The following is a 22,804-nucleotide window of genomic DNA, read 5'->3' as shown; positions in this document are numbered from 1 at the left end:
AGTCTGGGCAAGGTCTATCAGGACATACGCGGAATTTCCGGAGCCACCATCAAGGGCGACGGCAGCATGGCGCTCATCCTCGACATCGCGGCGCTGGTGGCCTGATCCATGTACGACGCAAACGGCCAGGCCGCACCGCTCATGACCGACAAGGAACTCAAGCAGTTCAGCGAGTTCATCTATTCGGAACTGGGCATCAAGATCACCCAGACCAAGAAGACCATGTTGCAGGCGCGACTACAGCGTCGGCTGCGCACCCTGAGCATGAGGTCCTACGGACAGTATCTTGAATATCTTCAGACCTTGAAGGGACTGGAAGTCGAGTTGCCTCAGATGGTGGACGCGGTGACCACGAACACGACCAGCTTCTTCCGGGAACCGAAGCATTTCGAGTTTTTGTCCCAGGTCATCCTGCCGCAGTGGCAAAAAAAGCATCCCGGCCAGACCTTCGCGGTCTGGAACGCGGGCTGTTCTTCAGGGGAAGAGCCCTACACCACGGCCATGACGCTCATGGATTACCACGAGCGGGTAAACCCGCTGCGTTTCACCATAGTGGCCACGGACATCTCCACGGACATTCTCAGGAAGGCCGCGCGAGCCGTATACGAAGATGAAAAAATAGGAACAATTCCGGTGGAGTTCAGGCGCAAGTATCTGCTGCGCAGCAAGGACAGGAGCAAACGGGCCGTACGCATCATCCCGGAATTGCGCGAGACGGTCAGCTTCAGGCGGCTCAATTTCATGGATGACTTTCAGTTTCGCGAGAAAATGGACCTGATCTTCTGTCGCAACGTCATGATCTATTTCGACAAAAAGACCCAGCATGAGCTGGTCATGAAATTCTGCAACCACCTTGAACCCGGCGGGCACCTGTTCATCGGTCATTCCGAAAGTCTGGCCGGTACGGACCTGCCACTCAAGCAGTTGGCCCCGGCCACCTACATGCGCATCTGACCGCCCTGGTCAGGGCTGATCTTCCCGGGCGGGCAACTTCACCCAGAAGGTCGTGCCCGCCCCTTCCTCCGATGAAAAGCCCACTTCCCCGCCGAGATAATTCTCCGTCAGCAGCTTGATGGAATACGTGCCAAGCCCCCGGTCGCTCCCCTTGGTCGAAAAAGACCGTTTGAACACCTGGAGCTTGACCGATTCGGGCATGACGGCCGCATTCGAGATCCAAAACACGGCCGCACCCTCCTCGCGCCGTAGGCCGGCCGTGACGATCCCGCCCAAGGGAGTGGCTTCAAGGGCATTGATGAGCATGTTGACCAGAATCCTGCGCAAAAGCGAGAAGTCCGAAAACACGGGTACGTTGACGCTGTCCGCTTCAAGATGAATATGCTTGTCGATGGCCTTGGGGTGCGATCGAAATTCCCCAACCAGTGAATGCATTATCTCAAGCCCCTGCAGCGTGATCCTTGAAATCGCGTATTCATTTCTCTCCAGCGACAAGAGCTGTTTCTGCTTCTGGATCTCATCGACCAGGGCAAAGAGCGATGATCTGGCCATGTGCGCGATCTCCCGGGCGTCCTCGGGGACTTCGTTCATGAGAATGTCGACCAGATTTCTGGCACCTCCGGCGGAATTCAGAATGTCGTGAAAAAAGATCCGCTCCAGGGCCTGACGGCGCTTTTCATCACTGATGTCGAGAAGCGTCAGTACGTAGTATGTTCCTTCCCCGGTTTCCCAGGGCGAAGCGAAAACCCGCAGATCCCGGGCCACGACGGCGCCGTGCTCATCCTTGCACAGCAGCTGGCACTCGTGCTCGGACTTATCCTTGGTGGACATGGCCTCAAGCATGGCCCGAAGCGCTCCGCATTCACGGCAATGCAGGGACGTTCCGCAGCCGTTTTTTCCGGCTTCGGAATAGACGCAGGCCATGGCCTCGCCAGGCCGCCTGGCCAGAAACGAACTCACATCGCTGGTCCCCAGAAAGTCGGTGAAGGCGTTGTTGCTGAAGATGATCTGACGAAAGGAATTGATGACCAGGAGCGGCAAGGGAAAGAAATTGAAATATTGCGCACACAGATGACTCCCGATTCGGGTATTCTGCTCCAGGACATCATTCAGGGGCATGCGCTCGCCGGGAGCGCACAGGGTTTCACATTCTTTGTTCATTAATGACTGCTTGTGTAAGGGGTGTTGGTGTGAAAAGTCTCTGCACTTTCAGATCAGCGAATGCTTCAGAAGTGTTTGTTCCCGTTTCGCCACATGCTTGCGGAAGCCCCGTCAACAGGTCGAAGAACCGCCATTTCTGTCCCCGACCGGGAGGGTGAAATAAAATGTCGCCCCCTGCCCCGGACTGCTTTCCGCCCAGATTCTGCCGCCGTGTTTTTCGACGAATTCCTTGCACAGGATGAGCCCAAGGCCCGTGCTGAACTCGTCCTCGGTGCCGGGTCGCGTGATCTTGTTGTCCAGGGAAAAGAGCATGGCCAAGGTATGTGGGTCCATACCCACCCCTTCATCCCGCACCGCGACGGTGATCGTGTCTCCGCTTTGCCTGGCCGTGATGAGCACCTGCCCGCCCCGGTTCGAAAATTTCAGGGCATTGGACAGAAGATTGCGCAGCACGGTGCCGATCATGGGCGGATCGATGTCGGCGATCAGCCCGTCCGGGACATCGTGGTTAAGGATGATTTCCTTTTGCTCTGCGACGGAATGCTTGAAATCGATGCTCGACTTTATGAGCTCCTTCAAAAGGAAAGGACTGCGCGAACAGGTCAGCATGCCCTGCTGCAATTTTGCCCACTCCAGAAGATTCTCCAGCAGCGCGAACACACGCACGGAACTTTTATACAATGCATTCAAGGAGGTATTGACTTCCTTCATGGTCAAACCCTCGAAATCCTCGACCAGGATCTTGGTCAGGGAAAGAAAGCCGGATATGGGCGATTTGAGATCGTGGGCGATGATGGAAAAGAATCTGTCCTTTTCGGCGAGCGCATTTCGAAGTTCGGCGTTGACCCGCGCTATTTCCTCCTCGGATTTCCTGCGCTCGGTGATATCTCGCACCGAGGCCACGCGCATGGTCTCGCCGTTGACCTCGAAATTTCGAGCCTCAAGCTCGACGTAAAAGACCTCGCCGTTTTTCTTCACGAACCTGACCACGTAAGGCCTTGCGTAATCCTTGACGACGTTCTCGCGCACAATGTGCCGGTCGTGTTCATGAACAAACAGTTCCAGCATATTCCGTCCGAGTATCTCATGCGGTTCATATCCCAGAATTCTGGCCAGGGAGGCGTTCAAGTCAACGACGACACCCTTTTTGTGGATGACGATGCCCTCCATGGTCAGGTCGGAAAGCAGCCTGTAGCGCATTTCGTTCTCGCGGCAGGCCGATTCAGCTGCCTTGCGGTCGGAAATGTCGCGGCAGAAACAGACAAGCATGCCCCCGTACAGGTCAAGATGGGAAGCCGAAACCTCCACGTCGAAAACACTGCCGTCTTTTCGGCGATGCCTCGTTTCAAAAAGCTCGGAGCCGTTTTTCATGATGCGCTCAAGACGCTCCTGCGTCACGGCCTCCTCTTCCACGGCGTCGAGATCGGCGATGCGCAGGCCTTCCAGTTCTTCTCTGGTGTACCCGGACATGCGGCAATACGCATCGTTGACGTTCCGTAAGTGGCCGCTCGAATCATAAACCCAGAACCCGTCCTGAGTGGTCTCCAGGATGGACGTCAGAAAATGCTCACGTTCCAGCAAGGCCTTTTCCGCCCTGGCCTGATCCGTGATGTCGCTCAGAACCAGAAGCAAACGACGCTGTTGGGCCGGTTCCTGACTCTGGTTCTCGATCTTGCCCACGCAGTGCACCCGGCGCTGGCTGCCCCGCAGTGTAAAGTTCAATTGTTTGCCTTCAGGACTCTTGAAAAAGGCCTTGAACCGCCCGAGAAAAGCCGAACGATCTTCCGTGGCTATGAAATCGACCAGCGCCTTGCCGCCAAGCAGGTGCGGTTCCCGTTCGACCATCTCGGCGAAGGTCTGGTTGGTCTGGGCGATGATCCCGCTCTGGTCGATGGTCAGATATCCGACCGGGGCGTCGTTGAAAAGACTCGCAAAGCGGTCCCGCGCGATTTCATACTGCTTCTGGGTATCGCGCAACTCCTCGTTCTGGAGCTCAAGCTCGATCTGGTGCACCTGATATTCATGGAACAGGGTCTTGATCTCTTCCAGGGAAAGATTTTCGACCTCGCTCACGGAATACGCCAGGCGTGCCTCGGCCTGCTCGCGTAAAATCCTTTTCTGGGCTTCAAAAGTATCTGTCATATCCGGCATATCCTGATTGGCGGTTATCATGTTGAGACAACTGAAAAAATGCTCAGGCCAAAGCGGCGGTCAAGAGTCCCTGTCTTCTGGATGAACTGTTTTTTCGATCCCATCACCATCCGTGACCTCGGCAAAAACACAGGCGAACTGATTGTGCGCCGGCCTGAAGGCGGTGACCTGGAATCTCTTGCCGAGTTGCGAGGAATGTTCTTCAAACCTGACGGGCTTGCCGCTCAACGCCACCTCTCCAAAAGATTCGATCCAGAACTTTTCCGTGTCCGGCATGACTTCAAGAACCGTCTTGCCCAGGATCTCTTCGCCTTTGAGGCCCGTCATCCTTTCGAAAGCCGGATTGACGGCCAGGAAGCGATAATCAACGGGCTTGCCGTTTTCATCGTTAATGATCTCGTGCAACGAAAATCCGTTGAACATTTCCTGGAAAAGGGCCTGATAGTCCTGCTCGGTCTGACGTTTCTCGGTTATGTCCTCGAATGTCGCATAGACCTGCGTAGGCATGATCGCCCCGGATTGGAACAAGGGGATAGCGGTTATGGAGAGCCAGATGTAAGCGTTCTTCCCAGGGTGAAAAACCCCGCGCACCACCGGCCCTTCCTTGTGTCCGGTGCGCAGGGCGATCATGGCCGGATGGTGCTTTCCGGACACGCTGGAGCCGTCCTCGCGGATCATCTTCCAACGCGGATCCATGGTTGTCTTGCACATTATCTGGTCCAGGGAGAGACCAAGTATGTGAGCCGCCGCATTGTTGGCGGAGATGATGGTGCCATCGGCTTCATGGTAGACCACGCCAAGCGGAAGGGTTTCAAAGAGGGCCCGGAATTCTTCCTCGCTCGCGCGCAGGGCTTCTTCCCCGAATTTGCTGCGGGTGATGTTCACGAAGGAAACCAGCGTGCCGGAGAAAACCTTCGGGCCCACGGAGTAAGGAATTACTCGCATCAGATACCAGCGGCCATCCTTGGCGCGGACCTCGTGCTCGGCCATTTTGCCTGCCTTGTGCACCATCTCGATGATCCGGACCGGATCTATATTTTCCAGCTGGTGCGAAATGTCCGACAGGGACCGCCCCACATCCGAGCCGAGCACCTTGAACACATCGGCGACTTTGGGCGAAAAGCGCCTGATCTCCATGTTCTCGTCCAGTAGAAGTTGCCCGATCTGGCTGACGTTCAGAAGGTTGTCCACGTCATTGTGCAGCTCGCTCAGTTCCACGATCTTGGACTGATATTCGGAATTGACCGAGTAAAGCTCCTCGTTGGTGGATTGCAGTTCCTCGTTGGTCGATTGCAGTTCCTCGTTGCTGGCCAGCAACTCTTCGTTGGTGGCCTGCAATTCCTCGTTGGCGGTTTCCAGCTCTTCCACCGTGGCTTGCAGATTCTCGCGGGTGAACTGCAACTCCTGCTCCAGATCGATGATCCGCTGCTCGGCCTCAAGAGACAGGTCGTAGGCCTGGATGGCCTGGGTCTTGTCCAGAATGTCGGGTCTTGCGACCTCTTCCAAAAAGACTGCCACCAGGGGCTCCTGGCCTTTTTTCCGGGGCAGGGGCAAAATTCGCAGGTCCACGATCTTGAGCGCATCCATGTCGCGCAACTTTATGTTGGAAAAACGAAGCGCCTCGTTCTTGCGAAAAACCTTCTGAATGCCGGTGGAAAGGGGAATGGCCAGATCCTTGGCCGCCATCTTGGAAATGTCCCGCGAAAGCTTGCCCGAAGGCAGCTTGAAATACCCTTGTGTATCTCCGAAGATGTGCAGCACTTCCATCTGTTCGTTGACGACCACGGCCAGCGGAAAATTGTCGGCGCTCAGGGCTTCCAGGAATCGCTCCAGAATGCGCTCGTCGCCGACGTGAATATCCCTGCGCGCCACCGGAAAACGGCTTTCCAGCTCCCGGTAGGTCGAATTCGGGGCCAGGGGCAGATCCCGGGCATCGAGGCTGTGTTTGAAGCGCCCCTTGGTGCGGTAGATCTTGTATTTGTGATCGAGACTCTCGAAACAATCGCCCATTTCGCCTATTGTCTCGCTGGTGCCGAGCAGCAGAACGCCCTGAGCGTTGAGCGAAAAATTGAAAAACTCAAGCACCTTGCGCTGCAAGACAGGCTGGAGATAGATGAGCAGGTTGCGACAGGAAATGAGGTCGATATTGGTGAACGGCGGATCTTTTATCAGGTTGTGCTGCGCAAAGACGACCATCTCGCGGATGTTGCGCGAGATCTGGTAGCTGTCCTGCTTGCGGTAGAAATACTTGTTCAGCAACTCCTGGGGCACATCGGCGGCGATGCTGTCGGGGTAGACGCCGTTGGCGGCGAACAGGACGGCGTCGCGGTCGATGTCCGTGGCGAAGATTTTCAGGTCGCGGTTGATTCCCGATTGCAGCATGTACTCCTTGGCCAGGATGGCCAGGGTGTAGGCCTCTTCGCCCGTGGAACATCCGGCGATCCAGAACCGACTCTCTTTTCCGGAGGCGCGGTCCAGGATCTCGGGCAGCCAGTTCGCCTTGAGCAGATCGAATACCTCGCGGTCGCGAAAGAATCTGGTCACGCCGATCAGAAATTCGCGGAACAGCGTACCCGCTTCGCCGGGATAATTCTGCATGAAGGCCACGTAATCGCGGATCTCGTCGATGCGGTTGATGGACATGCGGCGTTCGATGCGCCGGGTCACGGTGCTGGGCTTGTAGTAGGTGAAATCGGCCTTGAACTTGTCGCGCAGGATGGCGAAGATGCGGGTCAGCGCGTCCTCGTCGCTGATGACGGTCTCCGAGCGTTCGGCTTTTATGACAAAGGGATGCTTGGCGTAGGAAAGCAATCTGTCGGGCATCTCCTCGGGCGGCAGGATGAAGTCCACAAGGCCCGTGGAGATGGAAGCCCGGGGCATGCTGTCGAATTTTGCCGTGCTTTCGCTCTGGACCATGACCATGCCGCCGAATTCCTTGATGGCCCGGACTCCGCGCATGCCGTCGCTGCCCGATCCCGAGAGGATGACCGCCACATACAGCGACGGCCTGATCATGGATCGGGAAGCAGAAGAATTGGTCGATGCGGGCATTTTCGGCTTGCCGGTATATTTTCTGGGCATCAAGTGTCCTCGAGCAAAAGATTGTCCAATGGGCTTCAAGAAATCCGGATACCCGGCAGCGCTAAGGTTTTTCCCAGGATTGCAACGCGTCCAGGCGAGCATGTTTGTCGATCATCCCATCCAGATTCTCCCGGCTGAAAGGTTTGCAGAGATAATCGTCCATGCCCGAATCAAGAAACTTCTCCCTGTCACCGGCCATGGCGTAGGCGGTCAGGGCGACGATGGGGATGTCCTTGCGCGAGGCCAGTTCAGGCGCCCCACGAATGACCCGGGTGGCTTCAAGGCCGCCCATGACGGGCATCTGGATGTCCATGAAGACAATGTCGAAGTCCGTCTCGCGCAGGCGCTCCAGAGCCTGGCTGCCATTTTCGGCCAGTGTCACCGCATGCCCTGACTTTTCCAGCAATTTGCGGGTCGTGATCTGGTTGGACAAATCGTCTTCCACCAACAGTACATGCAAACCCGTCAAGACTTTTTCGGGCGGTTCAACGCGCACCTTTGCGCAGGCGCCCCTGTTCATGGGCCTGAGCGGAAGGACCACATGCACCTCGGTGCCCTCGCCGAGAACGCTTTCCAGATAAATGTGTCCACGCATGAGCTCGACCAGCCTGCGCACGATGGCCAGCCCCAGCCCCGCGCCCTGATACTTGCGGGTGTAGGAGCCTTCGACCTGGGCGAAAGGCTTGAACAGATATTCGAGCTTGTCCTCCGGGATGCCTATTCCGGTATCGTAAACGGAAAAAAGAAGTCGTTGCTCGCCATCCCGCAAGGAAGAAAGCGGGACCATCTCCAGCCGGACCCGGCCCTGATCGGTGAATTTCAGGGAGTTGCCGACCAGATTGAAAAGAATCTGGCGCAGTCTGGCCACGCCGCCGACCAGCACCGGCGGCAGCGCGGGATCGATGACATACTCTAGCGAAACGTTTTTCTCGGCGGCGTTGACGGCGAAAAGTTCGGTCACGGAATCACACAGCTCGCGCAGGCTGAAATCCTCTTCGACGACCTCCATCTTGCCCGCCTCGATCTTGGAGATGTCGAGCAGATCGGTCAGCAATCGGGCCAGGCGGTCCGAGGAGCTGATGGCCATGGAAACGAACTCACGCTGCTCGTCGTCCAGGCGCGTGGTCTGCAGAAGCTGCATGAGTCCCATGATGCCGTTGAGCGGAGTACGGATCTCATGGCTCATGTTGGCCAGAAATTCGCTCTTGGCCTTGTTCGCGGTTTCGGCGGCATCCTTGGCCTTGATCAGTTCCATCTCGGCCTGTTTACGGGCCGTATCGTCCCTGAACTCGACGGTGCGGACCGATTTTCCCTTGTAGGGAATGTTTCTAGCCTCAAGACGCAACGGATATTCCTCGCCGTTTTTACGCAGACCGTATGCGTCGTAAGGCTCTTCATGACCGGCCAGGATATTCCCCATGACCAGCGCCCGTGACCTCTCGGCGATAAGCTTGAGACCGTCCATGCCGATCAGTTCGTCCACGCGATAACCGGTGATGTCGGACAACCCCTGATTGCAATCGAGAATGATGCCTTTGTCGTGGATTGTTATGCCTCCGAAAGAGGCATTGTGCAGAGCCTTGAAGCGCGCCTCGCTCTCAAGGAGCGACTCTTCGGTGCGTTTCCGGTCCGTGATGTCGCGGTAGATGGCGTAGGCGCCGATGATGTGTTCATCGAAAAGAATGGGGTAGCCTATGAGGACGACATCGAGGGGGGTGCCGTCTTTTTTGCAGCGCACCGTTTCCGTCTCGATGATTTCACCTTTTTTGAAAACACGATTCGAATATTTTTCCGCTTCGCGATGATAGCTCCCCTGGGAAACCAGATCGTTTATCTGCCTGCCCAGAGCCTCTTCCCATGCGTAACCGTACAAATTGACGAAGGATTTGTTGATCTGCAGAACGCAGCCCTCGTTATCGACAATGGCGATGGCCTCCGGAGAACTCTCGAACAGATGCTCCAGCATCACCTTTTGCTTTTGCAGGGCCGCTTCCGATTCCTTGCGCGCGGTGATGTCCGTGGTGAACCCTTGATAATGGGAGACTTGGCCTTGGGCGTCGCGCACGATCCTGGCGGTTCTGGATACCCAGACCATGGTCCCGTCGCGCCGCTTGAACCTGCTTTCAAAATTGACGACTTCGCCATGAAGCTCAAGCAGGCGCTTGAACTCCTCCCTTTCGGCCGGGTCGACGTAAAGTTGCGAGGAGATGTCGGTAATCGAGGCCAGGACATCCTCGGGCGATTCGTACCCGAACATCCTGGCCCAGGCCAGATTTACGTAGAGATAGCGGCCGCCTGGAGTGGACGAGAACACACCGATGGGTGCGTTCACCAGAAGATCTTCCACATCCTGCAACCTGTGGAACTGCGAGACTTGCCGTGAAGTTGGATCAAGAGCCATGAAAGGCTCCGCAAAGTTGCGACATCGCCATCATGTAGTCCAGATGCTGGAAGGTTTATGAAAAAAAACAGGGGATGAGTTCAAACATGCCTCGTGGTAAAAAACATGAAACTTTGACAAGAACCCCAGAACAAAATCACGGATGACCGCTTTCCTGTCCCGCTCCTCGACTCCAAGCTCGAATGACGATGTCAAACAGACGAACAGCATGATTTAAAACCAAAAAACTCTTTGACTATCGTATAGTAGCCGACTTTTTGTGGGCAAGCATTTTTTGTAAGACATTTTTTCCCAGGATGCTCGGGAAGTCAAAGCATTTATCCAAGAGAAGTTTTGTTCAGGGCCATTTCTTCAGGACAAGTCCCCGTTGCTCTCAGAAAAATCGCACTGGCAACTTTTTGATAACGCAAAAATCCATCCACGATATTGTCATACAATATATGTAGGACAAAAAAATGCGCACCATTATCGTTCTGCATCGTCTCAAGGCCATGGCTCCCGTGTCGCTGATTTCCGGGTCGGGCCTGGCGATTCGATTCCGACCTGCGGAGACCGGCGCAGTCACGCAGGTTCAGACAGGTGATGATCCTTGAAATTCGGCTGCTTCTCGACTACGTTGCCTCACCTTCACATTTCAAGCAGTTGGAAACAATTTTGTACACGGATCTCCTGCAGTATATTTTCAGCGGCCTGACGGGCGGAGCCATCTATGCGCTCATCGCGCTGGGCTTCTGCGTGGTCAGCAACACCATGGGCATCGTCAACTTCATCCAGGTCGATTTTGTCACCCTGGGCGGAATGTTCATGTTCTCGGCGCTCTTTGCCCTGGGTCTGCCGACCGTCCCGGCTCTCGTCTTGGCCGTCTGTCTGGTGGCCTTGGTGGCCATGGTCGTCGAACGGGTGGGACTGCGTCCAGCCAGGTCGGACAACCATCTGGTGCTCATCTTTCTGACCGTGGGCCTGTCCATCATCCTGCGCGGCATCATTAAGATCGTGTGGGGCAAGAACCGCATGGCGCTCCCCCCGCTGACCCCGGATGTCCCGGTCCAGATCCTGGGCGCGAGCGTGCTGCCGCAGGCCCTGTGGATTCTGGGCCTGACCGTCGTGGCCATCACCGTCCTGACCTGGTTCTTCCACAAGACGTCCCTGGGCCTGTGCATGCGCGCCGTGGCCTCCAATCCCACGGCCGCAGCCGTGGTCGGCATTGCCTCGGGCCGCATCCGCCTGACCAGCTACGCCATCGCCGGAGCGCTGGGCGGCCTGGCCGGAGTGCTGGTCACGCCCATCACCACCCTCAATTACGACGTGGGAGTGCTGCTGGGTCTCAAGGGCTTCGCCGCCGCCATTCTCGGCGGCTTCGGCTCCTTCCCCGGAGCCATCCTTGGCGGCCTGGGCCTCGGACTTCTGGAATCCCTCTCGGCGGGCTATATTTCCAGCGCCTACAAGGATGTCGTCGCTTTCGTGGTCCTGCTGCTGGTCCTCTTCGTCCGCCCCAAGGGATTTTTGGGAAAATAGGAGCGCCCCTCATCCTTTATCAACAGTAATTGCCTGGTTTTTTGTCGAGAGACCGCTCACGAATTCGAAAAACAAAATTCTCGGAAAGATGGATTCCCGCCCGGATCGTTCGTTGAGGCTCCGAAACGAACCGGCACTCCCAGGATCTTTGAAACATTTTTCAAGCTCGTGCTCATGACCAAGGCTTGGCGGGATGGGATCGTCGTTTGACGACTGTCTGACTGAGCCAGGCATCGTTGGTTTGGCAGTCGCTGGCCGCGCCTCTCGATCCGCGCGTCCTGCACGCGGCGGCCAAACCTTACGAGGCCCGCGAAGGAGTTTCGGCAAGCGACGATCCCATCCCGCCAGGCCGACGCCATGGATCGAAAAAGGGCAGGCACGTAGGCCTGCCCCTACGACGGATGACGTGGCAACGCATCGTTGATGGCCTACCCTCTTGGCCACCCTCTCTTGGCGTTCTCGACTTCTTCACAGCAAAACACTAATTTACAGACTTTACCCCCGGCCAAATCGATTATACTTTCCCGGCCCAGACGACACCATTCTTCAAGGACGCTCATGACCGGCAGACAAAACCTTCTCTACTTCCTCTCCCTGCACCGGACAGGCCTTTTCGCAACCATCATGGCCGCGGCCCTGATCCTCTTCCCCTACATTGAGGACAACCCCTACACCCTGGGCCTGACCAATCTCATCGCCATCAACGCCATCGTTGTGCTGGGCCTGAACCTGTTCATTGGCTATGCCGGACAGATCTCCCTTGGACATGCCGCATTTTTCGGCCTTGGCGCCTACGGTTCGGCCATCGCCACCGTCACCTTCGGCCTGCCTCCCTGGCCGTCCATGTTTCTGGTCGCGGCGCTGGTGGGCCTTGTCGCCTTGGGCGTGGGTATCCCGGTCCTGCGCCTCTCGGGCCACTATCTGGCCATGGCCACCCTCGGATTGAACTACGTCGTGCACACCATCCTCTTGCAGTGGGACGAGGTCACCGGCGGGCCCAGCGGATTCGCGGGCATCCCCAGCCTGTCCGTGGCCGACGTGGTCTTCGATGATCCGGTCAGCCTGCACTATCTGTTGTGGGGATTCACCATGGCCTGTCTGCTGCTGTGCCTCAATCTGGTGCGCAGCGGCGTTGGCCGGGGACTGGCCGCCCTGGCCGGGGACGAGACGGCGGCGGCGAGCCTGGGCGTCGACACCCGCGCCGCCAAGGTCAAGGTCTTTGTGCTCTCGGCCGTGCTCGCGTCCCTGGCCGGAAGCCTCTTCGCGCACTGCTATTCCTACGTGAGCCCGGACACCTTCGGCATCTTCACCTCCACGGACATGGTCATCATGGTCGTTGTCGGCGGGATGGGCTCCATTTGGGGTTCGGTTTTCGGCGCGGCCTTTTTGACCCTGCTCCCGGAATGGATGGAGGTCTTCGATACCTACAAGGACTTCGTGCACGGCGGCATTCTCGTGCTGGTGCTCATGTTTTTGCCCCAGGGCCTGATCACGGGCCTGACCGACATGATCCGGGTGCGGATGGCCCTGTGGAGGCGCGACCATGCTGCGGCTTGACGGTTTGAGCAAATTCTTCGGGGGCCTGCCCGCCCTGCAGGACGTATGCATGAGCGTACCCGCCGGCCAGCTGACCGCACTCATCGGCCCCAACGGCGCGGGCAAGAGCACGCTCATCAACTGCATGACCGGCGTGCTCTCCCCCACGAACGGATCCATCCGCTTCATGGATCAGGAAATCGCGGGGCTTCCGGCGCACCGCATCACACGTCTGGGCATTCACCGTACCTTTCAGAATCTGCGCCTTTTCCCGCGCCTTTCGGTGCTGGACAACGTGCTGACCGGCCTGACCCGAGAAGGCGGCGAGTCCATGATCATGGCCATGCTGCGCCTGCCCTACCTGCGGCACCGCGAGCGACGGCTGCGGCTCAGAGCCCTTGAGGCGCTGGACCAGTTCGGACTGGCGGACAAGGCGGGCTGGCCCGCCGGAGTGCTGGCTTACGGCGACAAAAAACGGGTCGAGCTGGCGCGGGCCATTGTGGGCAGGCCGAAGCTGTTGCTCCTGGACGAACCCGTGGCCGGGCTGAACGCCGAGGAAACCGCAGCCGTGGGCGAGCAGCTTCGAAACCTGCGCCGCGCGGGGCACACCATTTTACTGGTCGAACACGACATGGATCTGGTCATGAACATAGCCGATCTGGTGGTGGTCCTGGACAGCGGATGCTGCATCGCCACGGGCACGGCCGACGAAGTCCGCCGCAACCCGCTGGTGCTTGAAGCCTATCTTGGAAGAATGGAGGCCACGGCCTGATGCTGACCATAAAAAATCTGACGGCGCACTACGGCGCGGCCCAGGCCCTGTTCGGTATCGACATGGAGGTCGCGGCCGGACAGACCGTGGCCCTGGTCGGGGCCAACGGGGCGGGCAAGAGCACCCTGCTCAAATGCGTGATGGGCCTGGTCAAACCAACGGGCGGAGAGATCCTCCTCGACGGCAAGACCGTGACCGGCTCAAGCCCGGCGCGCATGGTTCGTCATGGGCTGGCCCTGTCTCCCGAAGGGCGCGAAGTGTTCGCCCAGCTCTCGGTGCTTGAAAACCTGCAACTCGGAGCCATCCCCCTGAATCTGGCCAAGGCCGAGGAAACCCGGCGCATGGAAGAGATTTTCGCCCGCTTTCCAAAGCTCAAGGAACGACGGCAGCAGCTAGCCGGAACCCTGTCCGGCGGCGAACAGCAGATGCTGGCCATGGGCCGGGCGCTGATGGCCGCGCCGCGCCTGCTGCTTCTGGACGAGCCGAGTCTGGGCCTGGCCCCGCTCATCACCGACGAAATCTTTTCCATCATCCACCAGCTGGCCCGCGCGGGCACAACCATCTTCATCGTCGAGCAGAACGCCGCCCGCGCCCTGTCCGCCTCGGACACGGCCTATCTTCTGGCCGGGGGCGGCATTGTCGAGCAGGGCAAGAGTCGCGACCTGCTCCTGGACCCGTCCCTGCGCGCCGCCTTCCTGGGCGCAGCCAGTCACGACAACCCTTCCGCCAGCCGCCTGGGTGCGGCCGGGCTGACCAATATCCGTCTGGAGAAACCTCCCATGCACAAAAACTTCATGCCCTCCTTTAACTCTACGGACGAACTCAAGGCCCATCAGCTCAAGGGCCTCAAATGGACGGTGCGCCATGCCTTCGAGGGCTCTCCGGCCTACCGCGCCAAGCTTGAGGCGGCCGGGATCACGCCCGATTCGATCCAGAGCCTTGACGATCTGCAACGCCTGCCCTTCACGACCACCGACGATCTGCGCGACGGCTATCCCTTCCCGCTTAAAAGCGTGCCCTTCGAGCAGCTTGTGCGCGTGCATGCCAGCTCCGGGACCACGGGCAAGCGCAAGGTGCTCTGCTACACGCAAAAGGATCTCGACGACTGGACCGACATGTTCGCCCGCTGCTACCAGAGCGCGGGGGTCAATTCCTTAGACCGGGTCCAGATCGCCGTGGGCTACGGAGTCTGGACGGCGGGCATGGGCTTTCAGCTCGGCTGTGAAAAGGTCGGCGCCATGGCCGTGCCGGTAGGTCCCGGCAACATCGACATGCACATCCAGTTCCTGCTCGACTTTCAGTCCACGGTCTTCTGCTCCACAGCCTCCATGGCGCTGCTCATGGCCGAGGAGATCCACAAGCGCGGCATCGCGGACAAAATCGCGGTCAGAAAGATCATCTACGGTTCCGAGCGCTCCAGCCGCTCCATGCGCAAGAAGATCTCCGAACTCTTCGGCGGGGCCGAGCTTTTCGACATCACCGGCCTGACCGAGCTCTACGGGCCGGGCGCGGGCATCGAATGTTCTGATCACGACTGCATCCATTACTGGAGCGACTACTACCTGATGGAAATCCTCGATCCTGAAACGCTAAGGCCCCTGCCCGACGGCGAATGGGGCGAGATGGTCATCACCACCCTGTGCAAGGAAGGCTCGCCGCTGATCCGCTACCGCACCCGCGACATCACGCGCATCATCCCGGACCCCTGCACCTGCGGCAGCATCATGCCCAGGCATTCGCGCATCAAGGGCCGCTCCGACGACACCATCAAGTTCAGGGGCGTAAACATCTACCCCAGCTCCATCGACACCATCCTTTCGGCGGTGCCCGGCCTTGGCTCTGAATACCAGATCCACCTGACCCGCGACGACGGCGGCCGCGACAGTCTGCGCCTCGTGATCGAACGCGCCGAGGGCGTGCCTGCGGGCCGCGGACCGGAGCTGGCGCATGAGGCTGGACATCAGATAAAGAAACAGCTCATGGTCACGGTGGACCTGGAGCCGGTGGACTACGGCAGTCTGCCCCGCTCGGAACGCAAGAGCCAACGGGTTTTTGACAGCCGGATTCAGGACGAGATCGTTTGATTTTAGCAGGCCGCTTAAAAAACAGCGATCTGCTGCGTCAGCAAAAAAAGCCAGACCGCTTATGTATGCGCAATACACTGCGCGTCCTAGCTTTTTTCGTTTCCTTGCATCTCACTATTTTTTAAGCGGCCTGCGGATTTGAATTTTCGTCAGTCATTCAAGACCGGGCCATCACGGCCTCAATCAATCTGAAGAGGAGAAAATGACATGCGCAAGATTTTCGGTTTCCTGAGCTGTCTCATGCTGCTGGCTTCCCCGGCCCTGGCCGAGGACACCATCAAGCTGGGCGCATTTTTCGACCTGTCGGGCCGGGCGTCCTTCATCGGCACTCCCAGCAAGCTGGTCGCCGAGATGCTCGTCGACAAGATCAACGCCGAAGGCGGGATAAACGGCAAAATGATCGAGCTGATCATCGCCGACACCGAGGGAGATCCGGCCAAATCCGCCAATATCGCCACCAAGTTCATCTACAAGGACAAGGTCGTGGCCCTGATCGGACCGACCCTGACCGACACGGGCATGAACGTGAAGAAAATCGTACACTCCGCCAAGATCCCCATCGTCATGACCGTCGGCGGTGATCCGGTCATCATGGGCGGCAAGTTCGGCCCCTTCGACTGGGTCTTCAAATCGCCCCAACGCTCCAAGATCGCGGTTGAGCGCCTCTTCACCTATCTCAAAGACAAGGGCCTGACCAAGATCGCCCTGCTCTCGGCCGATGACGGCTTCGGAAAGGACGGCATGCGCTGGATGGAACAACTTGCCCCGGAATTCGGCATCGAGATCCTCATCAAAGAATCCTTCGGCGCCCGCGACACCGACATGACCGCCCAGCTGACCAAGGCCAAGAACGCAGGCCCCCTGGCCCTCGTGGTCTGGACCACCGGTCCGGCCGGCGCCATCAGCGCCAAGAACGTGGCCCAGCTCGGCATCGACCTACCCCTCTTCCAGTGTCACGGCCTGCCTGATCCCAAGTACATCGAGCTGGCCGGTCCGGCGAGCGAAGGCAACCGCATGCCCGCCACCAAGCTCATGGTCGTGGACGAGCTGCCGGACACGGATTCGCAGAAGGCCGGTATCCAGGAATTCGTAAAGCTGTACATCGAGAAGGGGTACGACAAGCAGTTCCCCATCAACACCCATTCGGGCTACGCATGGGACGCCATCATGCTCATCGCCAAGGGCATCGAGAAGGCCGGCACCGAACCCGAGGCCCTGCGCGCGGCCATCGAAAGCACGCAGAATTACGTCGGCATCTCGGGAGTCTACAACCTGACCCCCGAGGATCACAACGGCCTGGACGTGGACTCCATGGTCATGGTCCAGGTCAGGGACGGCAAATTCGTCCTGGCGGACTGATGCGGATGGGCTGAAGGCATCCTGCCGAAGAGAAGGCGCGGTTGAAAGGCGTGGATCCCCGCCTTCGCGGGGATGACATTGTTGTTTCGCGGTCAACGTGCGAAACGTGAACAGCCGTTTCAAGGTTTCACAAAAGGCAGGGGCCACGCTGATCCTGATGGACCCTGTTTCGCGGTATGATGCACAGCTGGCGCGCCTCGCATCAGCGTCATTCCCGCGAAGGCGGGAATCCATGCCTTTTTGACTTCAAATGACAGTCTACCATCGGCATGGCCTCCCGCAGGCACTTGAAGCCTCCTCTTTCCAGGGGAGGCTTTTTTTCGGCCTGACAATAATACCAGATGCTCGAATACTCCGTCGCATCCTCGCCAATGGCGGATGCGATGCGCATGGGTAGGGTCACGGCCACGCATTTCAGCCCCGAGACGAAGCGTTGCGCGTCTGACCCTAAATGGATAGTTACATGTGACACCCAAACCCTTCGACAGGACGAAAAATGAAAGAAATCAGCAAACTGCTCGATAACAACAAGATATGGGCCCAGAACGTCGAAAAGAACATTCCCGGCTTCTTCCGCAAGCTGGAGAACCAGCACAGGCCCAAATTTCTGTGGATAGGCTGTTCCGACAGCCGGGTGCCCGCCGACCAGCTCATCGGCGTCATGCCCGGCGAGGTCTTCGTGCACCGTAACATCTCCAACCAGGTCATAAATACCGACATAAACCTGATGTGCGTCCTGCAGTACGCCATCGACGTACTCAAGGTGAAGCACATCATTGTCTGCGGCCATTACGGCTGCGGCGGTATCGAGGCGGTCATGAAAGACCAGACCCCGGGCCTTTTGGCCCATTGGCTGGAGAACGTGCATGACCTGATGGAACGCAAGGGGCGGCCGAACCTCGACGACATGTGCGAACTCAACGTCAAACTGCAAATCCGCAATCTGGCCTTGAACAGCATCGTGCGCAAGGCGTGGCAACGCGGCCGCAACCTTTATCTGCATGGTTGGATCTATTCCATTTCGAACGGCCTGATCCACGACCTGTGCATCACACGCGGCCCGGACAAGCAGGAAGAGGAAGGCATTGCGACCGCGTTGCCTCCGAAACAATAGGAAAAGACAATGAAAAAACTGATCCTGATGACAATTTTCGCCTGCACGGCGCTGCTCGGCTGCATGCATGCGCACGGTGTCCATTCCAGCCGCGATTCACTGGATTGGGCCGGAATATACGTTGGCACCCTGCCCTGCGCCGATTGCCCCGGCATCCACACCACCATGACCTTGAACCCGGATCAGACCTATGTTCTCGTGACCCGTTACCTGGACAAAAAGGACGGGACCTTTGAACAAAAGGGCGTTTTTTCCTGGAGCCCCGACGGAGCCGCCATCATTCTGGACGACGACAAGTCCTCCTCCTACAAGGTCGGCGAAAACGTCCTGTTCCATCTCGACATGACCGGCCAGGTCATCACCGGCGACCTGGCCGAAAACTACCTGCTGCGCAAACAGACCGCCACCACTTTGGACCTGACGGGCAAGTGCATTCTGGACACCCGCTGGAGATTGGTGGAACTTTTTGGAAAACCCGTGACGGAGAGTGAACGTTTTCCGTTCATCCACCTTCATTCCAAGGAGGGGCGCATCTCGGGCTTCGGCGGTTGCAACAGCATCAGCGGCCCCTATGAACTGAAGGCCGGCAACCGTATCCGCTTCACGAACTTGGCCAGCACCATGATGGCTTGTCCGGACATGGATATGGAGCAGGAGTTCTTCGAGATGCTGGCCATGACGGACAATTTCGCTTGCGATGGAAAAACTCTGGCCCTGCACAAGGCCCGCATGGCGCCTTTGGCCAGATTCGTGGCTGTTCCCTGACACATCGGATACACGGGCTCCGCATGGAGCCCCTGGTTTTTAGCGCCGACGCGCCTTTTTGCTTGCCCTGTGCCCACGATCTTCCTATTTGTTCGCCCATGCCAGAAAACAGCCCCGTTCGTTTGAACAAATACATTGCCGATGCCGGCTTGGCCTCCCGCCGTGGAGCCGACGCCCTGATCCAGAGTGGACGAGTCTGCGTGAATGGACTCATCCAGCGCGAACCCGGAACCAGGGTCATCCCCGGCCAGGACACGGTGCTCCTTGACGGAGCTGTGGTCATGGCCAAGCAGGACGCATCCTGCTCCTACATCATGCTGCACAAGCCCGTGCACACCGTGACCACGGTCAACGATCCCCAGGGTCGCAAGACCGTCGTCGATCTGCTGCCCGAAGAGCTTCGCACGCAGCGGCTCTTTCCCGTGGGACGCCTCGATTACATGTCCGAGGGCCTGCTGCTCCTGACCAATGACGGCGAGGTCACCCTGCGCCTGACACACCCCAGCTACGAGCACGCCAAGAAATACGAGGTGCTGGTGCGCGAGGCGGTGACGGAAAAATCCCTGAACATCATGCGCCAGGGCATGCGCCTGCAGGAAGGGGAACGGCTGGCTCCGGTGGAGGTCGAGACGACCCTGGACGCCAATGGGGCGACGCTCATGCGCATGACCCTGCGCCAGGGAGTGAACCGCCAGATCCGTCGCATGTGCCGCGATCTGGGGCTGACCATCCTGCGCCTGCGCCGCGTCGAACTTGGACCGTTGCACTTGGGGAGCCTTGAACCCGGAAAATGGCGCGCCCTGACCGACGCCGAAATCCAGACCCTCAAATCAAGCCTTGGTCTTGGCTGACCCCGGAGACGCATGAAAAGCATCGCAAGCAAACCCATTGCCGGATTTTTGTGCTCGGTCCTGCTGTTGCTGCTGCTGGAGGCCGGAGCGGCCATGCTGCTGGTGAGTGGCGTCAACTCGGCCGATGAGGCCCCAGCCCTGCCGCGCATGACCCTTCTTGGCGACCTGCGCGGGACTTTTTCCGATCTTGAGGGGAAAAGCTTTGCCCTTGAGGACTTGCGCGACAAGGTCGTGGTCATCAATCTGTGGGCCACCTGGTGCCCGCCGTGCCGGGCGGAGATGCCTTTTCTGGAGAATTTGTGGAAGAAATTTCAGGACAATGACCGGGTTCAAGTGCTCTGCATCAGCAAGGAAACCCTTGAGGAAGTACGCCGGGACCCACTGGCAAAATCCCTGACCATGCCCCTCTACGTCTTCACCTCGCCCGTGCCGCCGGAGCTTGATCCCGAAGGATTGCCGACGACATACATCTTCGACCGCACAGGCCGGGTGGTATTCGGTCATACGGGCATCGCCCAGTGGGATGCACCGGAGATCGTCACGTATCTGGAGGCCCTGTCGAAAGCGAAGGGCAATTAGGAACGGGTGTGGACCAGAACCTGACGAAACGATTCCCGGTTGGAATCCCAGTGCAGATTGGCATCGACATCCCGCGCGTCAAACCAGTAATAACCGATGTGTTCTGCGGAGAGGACCACCTGTTCGATCCTGACGCGAGCCAGATAGATGGGCTTGCGCAACTCGATGCGCGCGTCGGGGATGCAAAAAGAAAATTCCGGAATGACGACTTCAAGCTGCTCCTCGCTCAGCGTAACGCCCGTCTCCTCCAGGACTTCACGCAGGCAGGCCTCGGTGCAGGGCTCGTCGGGGCCACGGCCCCCGGTCACGGGTTGCCAGTATTCGTCGTGGCGATGAGTCACGGGGCAGCGCAGCAGCAGGAACCGGTCTTCCAGATCGTTGTAGAGCCAGCATTCGATACTGTATTTTATCATGGGACAACTCTTTTGCACCACCGCCCGCCCCAGTCAAGCAAAACAAGGCCCGCCTGCCAACGGGAGCACCCATGAGCTTCGCTACCCTTGCGGAATATGGCCGTGACCATTGTGTCATCGACACGCACAATCTCTTTGTGGGCACCACGCTGGAGGATGAAATCCTGCTCCTGGGAGCGGACGACGGACTGTTTTCCGACATCGCCCGGGAGTGTTCGCTTTTTGGTTTGCAACTGGAGCGCGGCCGCAGGCTTTCGTCCTATTCGGGGGGCGAGCAGAGCATCATCTGCTGTCTGCTGCTCATGCACCTGCTGCCAAAAGAAAGGCTCTCCATCCTGCTGGTCCATGTGCTTGAGACCCTGTCCCAACGCAACCGAGAACTGCTTCTGGACAGGTTTGCCGCCCTTATTCCGGACGCCTCGATATTTTTCCTGACCGAAGAAGGACCCAAACCCGTGGTCAATCATGCTTGAACTTGCCGCCCAGACATATCCCGTCCCGCACGCGGGGCTCAGTTTCATCCTGGACCGCCCGCTTGCAGTGCCGAGGCACAGCTGCCTGTATCTGAGCGGCGACAACGGCGCGGGCAAGAGCACCTTTGTGGAACATGTCCTCATCCCGGGGCTGCGCAAAAAGCACAGTCTGCTCTACCTGGCCCAGGACATGGACCTGCAGCAAAACACCATTCGCACCACGCTGGCTCTGCTGGGGCACGACGTCCCCGAAACCCTGGCGGACATGGCCGTGGCCTGGGTCAGGACCAGCGGATGCCGGGAGCTCATCATCCTCGATGAATTCGATAAATACGTCAGCGATGAACAAATGCAGGCCCTGAACCTGCCCGGATTCAACTGGGTCGTGCAGGTCTCGCATCTGCCGCGTCGCGAGAGATGCGCCGAATTTTCCCACGGCTTCGAACTGCATTTTGACAGGCAGCAGGGTACGGACGTCAACCTGAGGATCACGCAGCTATGGCCACGTTGAAACTGCTCGCCATCTTCGGCCTGCTCGGGGCCTATTTCCGCTTTTTCGTCTTCGGCGCCGGATATGAGCAGGTGGATTTGCAGGCTGGGCTGCTGCTTGCCTTCCTGGCTGTCAGCGTCTGGAGGAATGGCCTTAAGGGAACCATGCAGGCCGTGTGGTTCATTCTGCCGTTCGTACTGTCCCTGATCCTTTTCGGCGCGATTTTTCAATGGGCCGAACTGCTTGGCCGCAACGACTGGATTCATGATTCACTCATAAAAGCCGTGGTCTTTCCCAACTCCTTCCTGGCGGTGAAGATCGGCCTTGAGGCCATCACCTTTCGCGACCTCGTCCATCTCCCGCTTGGCGCGGGAGGGCGGCGCAACGCCATCGTCTTGAAGGCCGTGATGGAAAAATGTACTCCCCTCTTGCACCGCTACCGTTTTTTCATGGACCTGACCCCGCACTTCGACGGCCGCCGCTGGAGCAGGTTCCAGCGACTTTGCGCAGTCATCGTGGCCGCCTACATCAGCATTTACGACCAGGCCGAAAAGACCCAGGCCCTGTTTGACCACCGCACCAGATACCTGAGGAAAGAGAAATGAAAAATATCAAGATCGCCGCCCTGTCCATCGTGGCCCTGACCTGTCTGACCACCCTCTTCGTGCGCATCCCGCTGCCAAGCCGGGGGTATTTCAACGTGGGCGATGTGGCCGTGGTCTTCGGCGGACTGGTCCTTGGCTTCATGAACCCGAGACAGGGCGTGATCTGGGCGCTGGCCGCCTGCGGCATCGGTTCGGCCTTGGCCGACATCCTGGGCGGATTCGCGGTCTTCGCCCCACTGACCCTTGTCGCCAAGGGCGCGGAAGGAGCGCTGGCGGCGGTGGCCGCAAGCAGGACGGGAACCGCCCGCTACATCATGCTCGGGCTTGGCGGACTGGCCATGGTCGGAGCCTATTTCATCGGAGAGACGCTGATGCCCAACATCGGCCTGCAGGGCGCGGTGGCGGAGATTTTGCCCAACGTGATCCAGGCCGTGGGCGGCGCGGTGGGCGGCGTGTTCGCGGCCACGGCGCTCAAGAAGACGGGAATGATCTGATTTTTC

21 protein-coding genes are annotated in these 22,804 nt (G+C 58.5%); 16 read left to right on the top strand and 5 right to left on the bottom strand.

From position 1 onward, the window contains the following. Together BMZ40_RS20185 and BMZ40_RS12195 are read left to right on the top strand one after the other, a co-directional pair. Positions 1 to 105 (top strand): chemotaxis protein CheW (locus BMZ40_RS20185; RefSeq protein ID WP_143075624.1); only part of this gene is annotated, 105 nt, incomplete at its 5' end. Positions 106 to 108: 3 nt separating this feature from the next. Then, positions 109 to 954, top strand: coding sequence for a CheR family methyltransferase (locus BMZ40_RS12195; RefSeq protein WP_092376053.1), 846 nt, complete (start codon positions 109 to 111; stop codon positions 952 to 954). Positions 955 to 963: 9 nt separating this feature from the next. On the opposite strand, the gene BMZ40_RS12190 is transcribed toward BMZ40_RS12195, so the two are convergent. The 4 genes from BMZ40_RS12190 to BMZ40_RS12175 all read right to left on the bottom strand — a co-directional run bounded on the left by BMZ40_RS12190 (position 964) and on the right by BMZ40_RS12175 (position 9,748). After that, the gene (locus tag BMZ40_RS12190) at positions 964 to 2,115 is read right to left on the bottom strand and encodes a sensor histidine kinase (RefSeq protein ID WP_092376050.1); all 1,152 of its coding nucleotides are present in this window, start codon (positions 2,113 to 2,115) and stop codon (positions 964 to 966) included. A gap of 111 nt (positions 2,116 to 2,226) precedes the next feature. Then, positions 2,227 to 4,257 carry a PAS domain S-box protein gene (locus BMZ40_RS12185; RefSeq protein ID WP_177193151.1) on the bottom strand — a complete coding sequence of 677 codons (2,031 nt, stop codon included), beginning with the start codon at positions 4,255 to 4,257 and terminating at the stop codon, positions 2,227 to 2,229. A 69-nt stretch (positions 4,258 to 4,326) separates the two neighbouring features. After that, complete coding sequence (locus BMZ40_RS12180; RefSeq protein ID WP_245751103.1) at positions 4,327 to 7,347, bottom strand: CheR family methyltransferase; 3,021 nt, start codon at positions 7,345 to 7,347, stop codon at positions 4,327 to 4,329. Positions 7,348 to 7,408: 61 nt separating this feature from the next. After that, positions 7,409 to 9,748, bottom strand: a complete 2,340-nt coding sequence (locus BMZ40_RS12175) for a PAS domain S-box protein (RefSeq protein ID WP_092376044.1) — start codon at positions 9,746 to 9,748, stop codon at positions 7,409 to 7,411. A gap of 455 nt (positions 9,749 to 10,203) precedes the next feature. On the opposite strand from BMZ40_RS12175, the gene BMZ40_RS19615 reads away from it, so the two are divergent. The 10 genes from BMZ40_RS19615 to BMZ40_RS12125 all read left to right on the top strand — a co-directional run bounded on the left by BMZ40_RS19615 (position 10,204) and on the right by BMZ40_RS12125 (position 20,323). Continuing rightward, positions 10,204 to 10,341: a hypothetical protein gene (locus BMZ40_RS19615; RefSeq protein ID WP_177193150.1), complete on the top strand. Its 138-nt coding sequence runs from the start codon at positions 10,204 to 10,206 to the stop codon at positions 10,339 to 10,341. A gap of 61 nt (positions 10,342 to 10,402) precedes the next feature. Beyond that, complete coding sequence (locus BMZ40_RS12170; RefSeq protein ID WP_245751102.1) at positions 10,403 to 11,263, top strand: branched-chain amino acid ABC transporter permease; 861 nt, start codon at positions 10,403 to 10,405, stop codon at positions 11,261 to 11,263. Positions 11,264 to 11,821: 558 nt separating this feature from the next. Continuing rightward, on the top strand, positions 11,822 to 12,820 hold the full coding sequence (locus BMZ40_RS12165; RefSeq protein ID WP_092376043.1) for a branched-chain amino acid ABC transporter permease: 999 nt from the start codon (positions 11,822 to 11,824) through the stop codon (positions 12,818 to 12,820). Next, positions 12,807 to 13,571, top strand: a complete 765-nt coding sequence (locus BMZ40_RS12160; RefSeq protein ID WP_092376040.1) for an ABC transporter ATP-binding protein — start codon at positions 12,807 to 12,809, stop codon at positions 13,569 to 13,571. The genes BMZ40_RS12165 and BMZ40_RS12160 overlap by 14 nt, the downstream gene beginning before the upstream one ends. Further along, positions 13,571 to 15,655: an ATP-binding cassette domain-containing protein gene (locus BMZ40_RS20110; protein ID WP_092376037.1), complete on the top strand. Its 2,085-nt coding sequence runs from the start codon at positions 13,571 to 13,573 to the stop codon at positions 15,653 to 15,655. The genes BMZ40_RS12160 and BMZ40_RS20110 overlap by 1 nt, the downstream gene beginning before the upstream one ends. A gap of 207 nt (positions 15,656 to 15,862) precedes the next feature. Continuing rightward, complete coding sequence (locus tag BMZ40_RS12150) at positions 15,863 to 17,014, top strand: ABC transporter substrate-binding protein (protein WP_092376034.1); 1,152 nt, start codon at positions 15,863 to 15,865, stop codon at positions 17,012 to 17,014. Positions 17,015 to 17,510: 496 nt separating this feature from the next. Next, a complete protein-coding gene (locus tag BMZ40_RS12140; protein WP_092376028.1) occupies positions 17,511 to 18,128 on the top strand; it encodes a carbonic anhydrase in 618 nt (205 codons plus the stop codon). 9 nt (positions 18,129 to 18,137) lie between these two features. Continuing rightward, positions 18,138 to 18,893 carry a copper resistance protein NlpE N-terminal domain-containing protein gene (locus tag BMZ40_RS12135; protein ID WP_092376026.1) on the top strand — a complete coding sequence of 252 codons (756 nt, stop codon included), beginning with the start codon at positions 18,138 to 18,140 and terminating at the stop codon, positions 18,891 to 18,893. A gap of 98 nt (positions 18,894 to 18,991) precedes the next feature. Further along, positions 18,992 to 19,744: a pseudouridine synthase gene (locus BMZ40_RS12130; RefSeq protein WP_092376075.1), complete on the top strand. Its 753-nt coding sequence runs from the start codon at positions 18,992 to 18,994 to the stop codon at positions 19,742 to 19,744. A 12-nt stretch (positions 19,745 to 19,756) separates the two neighbouring features. Continuing rightward, complete coding sequence (locus BMZ40_RS12125; RefSeq protein ID WP_092376023.1) at positions 19,757 to 20,323, top strand: TlpA family protein disulfide reductase; 567 nt, start codon at positions 19,757 to 19,759, stop codon at positions 20,321 to 20,323. On the opposite strand, the gene BMZ40_RS12120 is transcribed toward BMZ40_RS12125, so the two are convergent. After that, the gene (locus tag BMZ40_RS12120) at positions 20,320 to 20,736 is read right to left on the bottom strand and encodes an NUDIX hydrolase (protein WP_092376020.1); all 417 of its coding nucleotides are present in this window, start codon (positions 20,734 to 20,736) and stop codon (positions 20,320 to 20,322) included. The two genes, BMZ40_RS12125 and BMZ40_RS12120, sit on opposite strands and share 4 nt — an antisense overlap. A gap of 71 nt (positions 20,737 to 20,807) precedes the next feature. On the opposite strand from BMZ40_RS12120, the gene BMZ40_RS12115 reads away from it, so the two are divergent. Genes BMZ40_RS12115 through BMZ40_RS12100 form a run of 4 tightly spaced genes read left to right on the top strand, consistent with a single transcriptional unit; the run spans position 20,808 to position 22,798 of the window. Continuing rightward, positions 20,808 to 21,209: a hypothetical protein gene (locus tag BMZ40_RS12115; RefSeq protein WP_092376017.1), complete on the top strand. Its 402-nt coding sequence runs from the start codon at positions 20,808 to 20,810 to the stop codon at positions 21,207 to 21,209. Beyond that, positions 21,202 to 21,720, top strand: coding sequence for a hypothetical protein (locus BMZ40_RS12110; RefSeq protein WP_092376014.1), 519 nt, complete (start codon positions 21,202 to 21,204; stop codon positions 21,718 to 21,720). Before BMZ40_RS12115 ends, BMZ40_RS12110 begins: the two co-directional genes overlap by 8 nt. Further along, on the top strand, positions 21,708 to 22,304 hold the full coding sequence (locus BMZ40_RS12105; protein ID WP_092376011.1) for a hypothetical protein: 597 nt from the start codon (positions 21,708 to 21,710) through the stop codon (positions 22,302 to 22,304). Before BMZ40_RS12110 ends, BMZ40_RS12105 begins: the two co-directional genes overlap by 13 nt. Further along, a complete protein-coding gene (locus BMZ40_RS12100) occupies positions 22,301 to 22,798 on the top strand; it encodes an ECF transporter S component (protein WP_092376008.1) in 498 nt (165 codons plus the stop codon). Before BMZ40_RS12105 ends, BMZ40_RS12100 begins: the two co-directional genes overlap by 4 nt. Positions 22,799 to 22,804: the final 6 nt, after the last annotated feature.

The organism is Desulfomicrobium apsheronum, assembly GCF_900114115.1.
GTDB classification, from domain to species: Bacteria; Desulfobacterota; Desulfovibrionia; order Desulfovibrionales; family Desulfomicrobiaceae; genus Desulfomicrobium; species Desulfomicrobium apsheronum.
The sequence above is the reverse complement of the archived record's forward strand: the minus strand, read 5'-3'. Positions and strand labels throughout refer to the sequence as shown.

Excerpts from the sequence above, each read along its gene's own strand:
- BMZ40_RS12195 (WP_092376053.1), top strand. The coding sequence starts at position 109 with ATGTACGACGCAAACGGCCAGGCCGCACCGCTCATGACCGACAAGGAA.
- BMZ40_RS12190 (WP_092376050.1), bottom strand. The coding sequence starts at position 2,115 with ATGAACAAAGAATGTGAAACCCTGTGCGCTCCCGGCGAGCGCATGCCC.
- BMZ40_RS12185 (WP_177193151.1), bottom strand. The coding sequence starts at position 4,257 with ATGACAGATACTTTTGAAGCCCAGAAAAGGATTTTACGCGAGCAGGCC.
- BMZ40_RS12180 (WP_245751103.1), bottom strand. The coding sequence starts at position 7,347 with ATGCCCAGAAAATATACCGGCAAGCCGAAAATGCCCGCATCGACCAAT.
- BMZ40_RS12175 (WP_092376044.1), bottom strand. The coding sequence starts at position 9,748 with ATGGCTCTTGATCCAACTTCACGGCAAGTCTCGCAGTTCCACAGGTTG.
- BMZ40_RS19615 (WP_177193150.1), top strand. The coding sequence starts at position 10,204 with ATGCGCACCATTATCGTTCTGCATCGTCTCAAGGCCATGGCTCCCGTG.
- BMZ40_RS12165 (WP_092376043.1), top strand. The coding sequence starts at position 11,822 with ATGACCGGCAGACAAAACCTTCTCTACTTCCTCTCCCTGCACCGGACA.
- BMZ40_RS12160 (WP_092376040.1), top strand. The coding sequence starts at position 12,807 with ATGCTGCGGCTTGACGGTTTGAGCAAATTCTTCGGGGGCCTGCCCGCC.
- BMZ40_RS20110 (WP_092376037.1), top strand. The coding sequence starts at position 13,571 with ATGCTGACCATAAAAAATCTGACGGCGCACTACGGCGCGGCCCAGGCC.
- BMZ40_RS12150 (WP_092376034.1), top strand. The coding sequence starts at position 15,863 with ATGCGCAAGATTTTCGGTTTCCTGAGCTGTCTCATGCTGCTGGCTTCC.
- BMZ40_RS12140 (WP_092376028.1), top strand. The coding sequence starts at position 17,511 with ATGAAAGAAATCAGCAAACTGCTCGATAACAACAAGATATGGGCCCAG.
- BMZ40_RS12135 (WP_092376026.1), top strand. The coding sequence starts at position 18,138 with ATGAAAAAACTGATCCTGATGACAATTTTCGCCTGCACGGCGCTGCTC.
- BMZ40_RS12130 (WP_092376075.1), top strand. The coding sequence starts at position 18,992 with ATGCCAGAAAACAGCCCCGTTCGTTTGAACAAATACATTGCCGATGCC.
- BMZ40_RS12125 (WP_092376023.1), top strand. The coding sequence starts at position 19,757 with ATGAAAAGCATCGCAAGCAAACCCATTGCCGGATTTTTGTGCTCGGTC.
- BMZ40_RS12120 (WP_092376020.1), bottom strand. The coding sequence starts at position 20,736 with ATGATAAAATACAGTATCGAATGCTGGCTCTACAACGATCTGGAAGAC.
- BMZ40_RS12115 (WP_092376017.1), top strand. The coding sequence starts at position 20,808 with ATGAGCTTCGCTACCCTTGCGGAATATGGCCGTGACCATTGTGTCATC.
- BMZ40_RS12110 (WP_092376014.1), top strand. The coding sequence starts at position 21,202 with ATGCTTGAACTTGCCGCCCAGACATATCCCGTCCCGCACGCGGGGCTC.
- BMZ40_RS12105 (WP_092376011.1), top strand. The coding sequence starts at position 21,708 with ATGGCCACGTTGAAACTGCTCGCCATCTTCGGCCTGCTCGGGGCCTAT.
- BMZ40_RS12100 (WP_092376008.1), top strand. The coding sequence starts at position 22,301 with ATGAAAAATATCAAGATCGCCGCCCTGTCCATCGTGGCCCTGACCTGT.